The sequence below is a fragment of the Methanobrevibacter sp. genome, from assembly GCF_045116495.1.
Classification (GTDB): Archaea; Methanobacteriota; Methanobacteria; order Methanobacteriales; family Methanobacteriaceae; genus Methanocatella.
This window is the reverse complement of the sequence record NZ_JBGULU010000186.1, coordinates 1-7,234: the sequence shown is the minus strand read 5'-3', so window position 1 is coordinate 7,234 and position 7,234 is coordinate 1. Positions and strand designations below refer to the sequence as shown.

Genomic DNA, 7,234 nt, shown 5'->3' with positions numbered 1-7,234 from the left:
AGTATATAAATGAACTCAAAAAAAGTAATACTTTTTGGCTGTTGGTAGTTACTGAATTTAATTTTTTGGGAAGTTTTTAAAATTTGGGGAAAACTTTTTTAAAAAATTTTTGAGTAATACTGGGTATTTAAATAAATTCAAAAAAAGTAATACTTCGAGGTGTTTTGTGTGATTGATGAAATAACTGATTTCCTGTTTGGTCTCAAAATGACAATTATTTCAGGAATATTCTTATTAATAGCAGTTATTTTTATGATATTTGGAATAGAAGTTCCAATTTATTTAAACCCTGCATGGGGAACAGTAATTATAAGCGGTATTCCGATGCTGCTTCTGGCAATGACCAGGTTGATTCGTGAAAGATGGATTTCATCTGCACTGCTGATTGCAATAGCTATGGTTGCATCCCTTTTGATAGGTGAGATATTTGCAGCAGGTGAAGTGGCATGGATTATGGCATTAGGAGCTCTCCTGGAAGATTGGACTGTTGAGAGAGCTAAAAAAGGTTTAAGAAATTTAATTAATTTAACTCCGCAAACTGGAAGAAGAATTGTAGACGGTAGTGAGGAAGTAGTCCCTGTGGATGAGATAAAAATCGGGGATACTTTAAGGATTCTTCCAGGTGAAAGCGTTCCGGTTGACGGTGAAATTATAAGCGGTACTTCATCACTTGACCAATCAATCATGACCGGTGAATCATTGCCTATTGATAAGGAAGTGGGTGATGAGGTATTCTGCGGAACCATGAATATGTACGGTGCAATTGATATAAAAGCAACAAGTCTGGGTGAAAATTCATCACTTCAGAAATTGATTGACCTTGTAAAGGCAGCTGATGAAAAGCAGGCCCCGACTCAAAGAATTGCAGACAAATGGGCGACTTGGCTTGTTCCTGTTGCATTGATTATAGCTATTGTCGCATGGCTGGTAACAGGCAATATTGAAAGGGGAGTAACAGTTTTAGTAGTATTCTGTCCTTGTGCATTAATTTTAGCAACCCCTACAGCTATTATGGCTGCAATTGGTCAGGCAACCAAATATGGTGTATTGATTAAATCAGGTGAAGCACTGGAGACCCTGGGAGGTTTGAATACTTTGGTATTCGATAAAACCGGAACATTAACTTACGGTAATTTAGAAGTTTCTGATGTTATTTCTATAAAAGAGGATTTAACTAATTTGGATTTGCTTAAAATCACAGCTTCCTGTGAAAAATTAAGTGAACACCCTCTGGCAAAAGCTATTGTAAACAATGCAAAAGAAGCGGAAATCGATATTGAAGAGCCGCAAGAATTCAAGATGTATCCCGGAAAAGGGGTTACATGTAAAAATTCTTATGGTAAGGCATATGCCGGAAACTCCAAATTCCTATCAGAAAACAATATTGATGTAAATGTAGACACACAGCTAAATAAATTAAAAAATGAAGGTAAAGCCTCAATTATTGTTGCATTGAATGGTGAAGTCATTGGTTTAATTGGTTTGTCTGATGTGATACGTGAAGATTCCAAGAAAATGATTGATAGCTTGCATGAGCTTGGAACCGAAACAGTATTGCTTACAGGAGATAACACAGAAACTGCTAATTACTTTGCATCACAGGTTGGAATTGGAAAAGTTTATGGAAATCTGCTTCCTGAAGAAAAGCTTTCATGGATTGAAAAATTCAAAAGTGAAGGTAAACAGGTATGTATGATTGGAGACGGTGTAAATGATGCACCTGCACTCAAGACTGCTGATGTCAGTGTAGCAATGGGATCTGTTGGAAGTGATGTTGCAATCGAAGCGGCAGACATTGCACTTTTGGGTGATGATATAGGCAAGATTCCATATCTTAAAAAACTTTCAAATTCCACATTATTTACAATCAAGGCAAACATTGCAATTTCAATGACAATCAACGCAGTAGCTATTGTATGTTCTGTACTGGGACTCCTGAATCCTGTAACCGGAGCAATTGTTCACAATGCAGGATCCTGTTTGGTAGTTTTAAATGCAGCATTGCTCTACGATAGGCACTTCGATGATTCAATCAAAAAAGTTGACACTCAAAATACAGAACACTCACATTATCACTTCCACAATGACGGTGAGCATACACATTCACATGATGGTGTTAAAATTCTTGATGAAATTGAAACTGAAAATGGAATCAAGCATATGCATGTTCACAAACATGCATTGGACAGACAAAGTTGTGAACCATATCACAACTAAATTCTTTTTTTTTAAACCATCACAATAATTATATATCTTAAATAATAATCTTATTGTAGGTATTACTATGAATGATAAAATAATTTTAGGACTTCCGAAGGGAAGTTTAAATAATGTAAAAAGAGGAAATACTTATCAATTATTTGTTGATGCAGGTTATGAAGTGAAAGGATACGAACCTGGTGATGAGTCTTATGAAATTGAAATCTTAAATGATGATGACATTGTTGCTTTCATAACTCGCCCGCAATCTACTCCTGTAGAGTTGAACAGGGGAATGGTTGATATTGCTATTGTAGGAGAAGATTGGATTAAGGAAGAATCCGTTTTAAGGCAAACCAACACTATTAAAATCGGTGATTTGGATTATGGAAAAACCCGTTTGATAGTTGCTGTCCCAAAAGAATCTCCTTATGATAGTCTGTCAGACTTTTTCAGAGCAAACAAGGATAGAAAAACTCCAATTTTATGTTTCACTGAATATCCAAACTTAACAAGAAAATTCATAATGGAAAATGAAGTATATCAGGAAATGTATGGTGATGCAGTGCCGTTTGTCCAGGTCAGAGGTCTGACCGACGGTGACAATGAAATGGTGCAGGTCATTAACTCCGATGGTGCAACTGAAGTTTACATTGCCAAAGGAGCCGATTTGATTGTAGACAATACTCAAACCGGAAGCAGCCTAAGAAAAGCGGGTCTAAAGGAAATAGAAACCATTTTGCATTCCTCAGCAGGTCTTTATGCAAGTGAAAAATGCAGTGAAGAAAAACTTGCCAAAGCCCAAATGATTTATGAGCAGCTATTGGGTGCTATCACCGCTAAAAAATATTTCGATGTTAAATTCAATATCGCAAATTCAAAAATTGATGAAGTTTCCGCTTATCTGATTGACAATAAGCTTTGTGCGGATGAACCTACAATTACCGCAGGTTCTGACTTTTCACAGATTAACGTTCTGATTCCTAAGGCAAAATTCCCTGAAATGGTTGATGCCATAAAAGGATTTGATGCAACTTCCATCATTAGAAATGATTTAAAACAGCTGGTTGAATAATCATTTCATTTTTTATTTTTTTTAAACACTGTTCAATACACACCGAAAATCCATCATGATAAATCGTTAACATTTATAAGGTATACATTACAAATATAATATATTAGTTTAGATAATGGGGATTAAACATGTTAACATCTGTTCAAAAAGAAATTTTACAAACCTTAATAAACTTATACCAATCTTCCAATGGGAAATCCATTAAGGGTGAAGATATTGCTGAGGTTATGAATAGGAATCCTGGAACAATCCGTAACCAGATGCAATCACTTAGAAGTTTAGGTTTAGTTAAGGGAGTACCAGGTCCTAGAGGAGGATATAAACCTACAATCGAAGCTTATCATTCTTTAAATATTAAAGTTTCTGATGAGGATTCCAAGGTTCCTATATATAAAAATGATAAGAGACTGGAGGATGTTTCCGTTGCAAAAATTGAATTTACAAGTGTTCCTCAACCTAGTGAATGTGAGGCGGCAATTAAAGTTTTAGGAAGCATTAAAGATTTAAATCTTGGAGATACCATCAAGATAGGTCCAACACCTGTAAATAATTTGGGAGTTATGGGCGAAATCGTAGGAAGAGACGATATGGATAATATATTACTTGTTGATACAAGTACAATTAGAAGCATTCCTAAAAAAACTGTTGGAGAGATTGCAAGTCGTGATGTAATCTCCTTTAAAATGAACTGTTCTTTAAAGGAAGCTGCACAAAAATTAACAGATAATGAAATTGATGGCGCTCCGGTCATGAAGGATGGAAAGGTTGTTGGAGTATTTACTGTAACTGACTTGGTAAAGGCAATGGCAGAGGATAATGAAGGCAGGACAGTTGGAGAATTAATGTCGTCCAATGTTGTTATTGTAAATGAGGATTTAAAAATAGCCAATGCTATTGAAGTAATGCTTAAAAAATCAATTTCAAGAATTATTGTTGCGGATAATGACAATAACTTACTGGGTATTGTAACAAGAACAGACCTGATTGATTGCATTACAAATCTAGGTCAATTCCCAATTATTACAAATTAATTTTATTTTTTGAGTGATTTAATGAAAGTTAACCAGATTAGCGTAGATAAGAATATGCGTGTATCAGATTTATTAGATCAATTCGATGAATCTGGTGTTTTAGGAGCGGGCAGAGTAGCCCGAGCATGCAATATCCTGACAGATATGATTCAGGATGAGGACATGAATGTATTTTTAAGTCTTGGAGGTCCTTTAATCCCAGGAGGCATGAGAAACATTGTAACTAAAATGATTAATGAAGGTCATGTCAATTTAATAGTTTCCAGCGGAGCCAATATCACTCATGATTTAGTGGAGGCTTTTGGAGGTTCACATTATCGCCATGAAGGCAAGGATGATGAAGAATTAAATGAGGAAGGAATAGGCAGAATCGCAGACATCAATGTCGGATCTGATGACTTCACAATCTTTGAAAGTGAAATAACAAAAATATTTGAAAAGATATCAGAAAAGAAAAAGATTGTTTCTATTCAGGAATTGCTTCATGAAATAGGTCTTTTGGTCGAGGATGAAAACTCTTTTGTGGCAACTGCTGCTAGAAAAAATGTGCCTATATTTGCACCGGGACTAATCGATTCAATGATGGGTTTGCAGCTATGGATATTTTCACAGGATCATGACTTTACTGTAAGTGCTGCCGGAGACATGCCGTTATTGTCAGATATTGTATTTTCATCTGAAAAGGTTGGTGCAGTCCTTTTAGGTGGCGGACTAACCAAACATTATACGCTGGCTTCCAATGTCATCACTGGAGGCCTTGATGCGGCAATTCAGATTACAATGGACAGGCCCGAAGCAGGCAGTTTAGGCGGAGCCCCTCTGGAAGAGGCAAAATCATGGGCAAAGGCAAGATGCGGGTCCAGTCTGGCTAGTGTAGTCGGTGATGTTACTGTTATTTTTCCCCTGATTTATGCTGCGGCTTTGGATAGGATTAGTAGTGATTAGATGAGTTACATAATTTTGGCATTATTGTTTATTTTATCCGGTTTTTTCATGAAATATTCGGATGATTTATATGATGTAAACCATAATCTGGCTTTTGCAAGCGTTTTTGGTGTTTTCTGTGGTATTGCATCAGCTTTAGCAGCTGTTTACAGTATTGAAGCGGCTTATATTTTTATAGCTATTCTAATTGGTAATCTGATTGCTTTTAAAGTGGATGGACTTCACCATATCCTTACGTTGATAATTTTCATTTTCATTCTTTTAGTCGGCGGAATCCCTGACTTGAATTTGGTTGTTATATTAATCTGTATTCTGGCGGCATTTTCAGATGAGGTTGGCCATGAACTGATCTCAAAAGTAACTCAAAATAAGTTTCTGAATCTATTTTTCGAATACAGATTTGTGATGAAAATCGTAATTCTTCTGCTTGCAGTTTGTGGTGTATTCAATATTTGGATATTTGTTTGCTTTATTCTGTTTGAAATATCCTATGAAACTGCAGGAATATTGTTTGAAAGTTTGAATTAAAAAAAAGAAGTTTAAAAAGGAATAAAAATTCCTTTTTTTATATGTTTATTCGGTGTCAACACCCATTCTTCCAGCAATTCTAGCAATGAGTACAGTAACGATTACTGCAATGATGGTTACTACAATAGCGTAAGTGAATAAACTTGGGAGTGCGTCTCCGGTACCGATTACAGATTCAATTAATTTTTGAATCGCACTGTTCCATGCTTCACCTGCAACGAATGCAAATGCAGTAGTAATTAAAGCCAAAATTGTTTCCATAATTAATTTTTTTACTTCGTTTACCATATTTTTCACCCTATTTTAAAATTATGATGTTCATAAATAATAAGAACAATAGTAATATTTATTTCTTTTAATTAAAATATGTTACTTTTAATCAAGTGAATTAATTAATTCTTCACATGCTTCCTTTGGATTGTCTGATTCGTAAATGCTTCTTCCGACAATGATTGCGTTTGAAATTTCCAAAGTTTTTTTGCCGTCTCCACCTTGCTTACCTACGCCAGGTGAGATAATATATGCGTCCTTGCCGACAATCTGGCGAATATCTGCGAGTCTGTCAAGCCTTGTGGCAGGTGCCACATAGTTTGTAATTCCCATGTCAACTCCCATCTGAGCTATTGCATCTGCATTTTTCTGCAGGAACATTTTTGCTCCAGGATGGGACATTTCGGTTAGTAAAAATAACTCTTTTTCATATTTGTTTGCCACATCAAGGCATGCCTGCACACTGTCTGATCCGACAAAGCCGTGGCATATTATTGCATCTGCTCCTGCTTTGAATGTTTCATCACATATTTTTGAGTTTGTTGCATCGATATCTGCTACCTTGAAGTCGCAGATTACCTTAAATCCGAATTTCTCTTTTAGTTTGTTTATAATTTCAAGACCCTCTGCAAGTGCTAGGGGATATCCTATTTTGATGGTGTCAATATAGTCTTTGATTGAGTCACAAATTTCAATTGCTTCACTTTCACTTCCAACATCAAGTGCCAGAATCAGGTTATTTTTTATATTCATAATATCATCTTTCTTTTTTAATTTAATAAATAATTTTGGTTAACCTAAATTTAGTTTATAGTATTACTAATAATATTTATATATAATAAAGTATATAATAACATTATCAATAAAACTTTAATAAATTTTAACTTAAATTTAAATTTTTATTGAGTTATTTATCAAATTGTTTTGATAGGTTATTTGGAGGAAATTATTTATGCATATTATGGAAGGATATTTACCATTGACATGGTGTATTATATGGTTTGTCATATCAATCATTGTTGTCGCATTTGGTTTATATCAAATCAAAAAAATTGTAGATGAAACCCCTGAATCCAAAGCTTTACTTGCAGTAAGTGGCGCATTCATGTTCGTCTTATCATCTTTGAAATTACCTTCTGTTACTGGAAGTTGTTCTCACCCTTGTGGTAACGGATTAGGTGCAGCA

General features: G+C 35.2%; 8 protein-coding genes. 6 read left to right on the top strand and 2 right to left on the bottom strand.

The window, feature by feature from the left end:
- Positions 1-168: 168 nt before the first annotated feature.
- From ACJMLH_RS09835 to ACJMLH_RS09815, 5 genes are all read left to right on the top strand, one after another.
- Positions 169-2,217, top strand: coding sequence for a heavy metal translocating P-type ATPase (locus ACJMLH_RS09835; RefSeq protein WP_405277198.1), 2,049 nt, complete (start codon positions 169-171; stop codon positions 2,215-2,217).
- 67 nt (positions 2,218-2,284) lie between these two features.
- Positions 2,285-3,274, top strand: a complete 990-nt coding sequence (locus ACJMLH_RS09830) for an ATP phosphoribosyltransferase (protein ID WP_405277196.1) — start codon at positions 2,285-2,287, stop codon at positions 3,272-3,274.
- A gap of 128 nt (positions 3,275-3,402) precedes the next feature.
- Positions 3,403-4,305: a CBS domain-containing protein gene (locus ACJMLH_RS09825; protein ID WP_405277193.1), complete on the top strand. Its 903-nt coding sequence runs from the start codon at positions 3,403-3,405 to the stop codon at positions 4,303-4,305.
- A gap of 21 nt (positions 4,306-4,326) precedes the next feature.
- Positions 4,327-5,250: a deoxyhypusine synthase gene (locus tag ACJMLH_RS09820; RefSeq protein ID WP_405277190.1), complete on the top strand. Its 924-nt coding sequence runs from the start codon at positions 4,327-4,329 to the stop codon at positions 5,248-5,250.
- Positions 5,251-5,778: a hypothetical protein gene (locus ACJMLH_RS09815; protein WP_405277188.1), complete on the top strand. Its 528-nt coding sequence runs from the start codon at positions 5,251-5,253 to the stop codon at positions 5,776-5,778.
- Between the two features lie 45 nt (positions 5,779-5,823).
- On the opposite strand, the gene ACJMLH_RS09810 is transcribed toward ACJMLH_RS09815, so the two are convergent.
- Positions 5,824-6,066, bottom strand: coding sequence for a DUF5654 family protein (locus tag ACJMLH_RS09810; RefSeq protein ID WP_405277186.1), 243 nt, complete (start codon positions 6,064-6,066; stop codon positions 5,824-5,826).
- Positions 6,067-6,153: 87 nt separating this feature from the next.
- Entirely contained in the window at positions 6,154-6,801 is a 648-nt protein-coding gene (gene pyrF, locus ACJMLH_RS09805) for an orotidine-5'-phosphate decarboxylase (RefSeq protein ID WP_405277184.1), read from the bottom strand.
- A 199-nt stretch (positions 6,802-7,000) separates the two neighbouring features.
- On the opposite strand from pyrF, the gene ACJMLH_RS09800 reads away from it, so the two are divergent.
- Positions 7,001-7,234: energy-coupling factor ABC transporter permease (locus ACJMLH_RS09800; RefSeq protein ID WP_405277181.1), on the top strand; the 234-nt coding region annotated here is incomplete at its 3' end.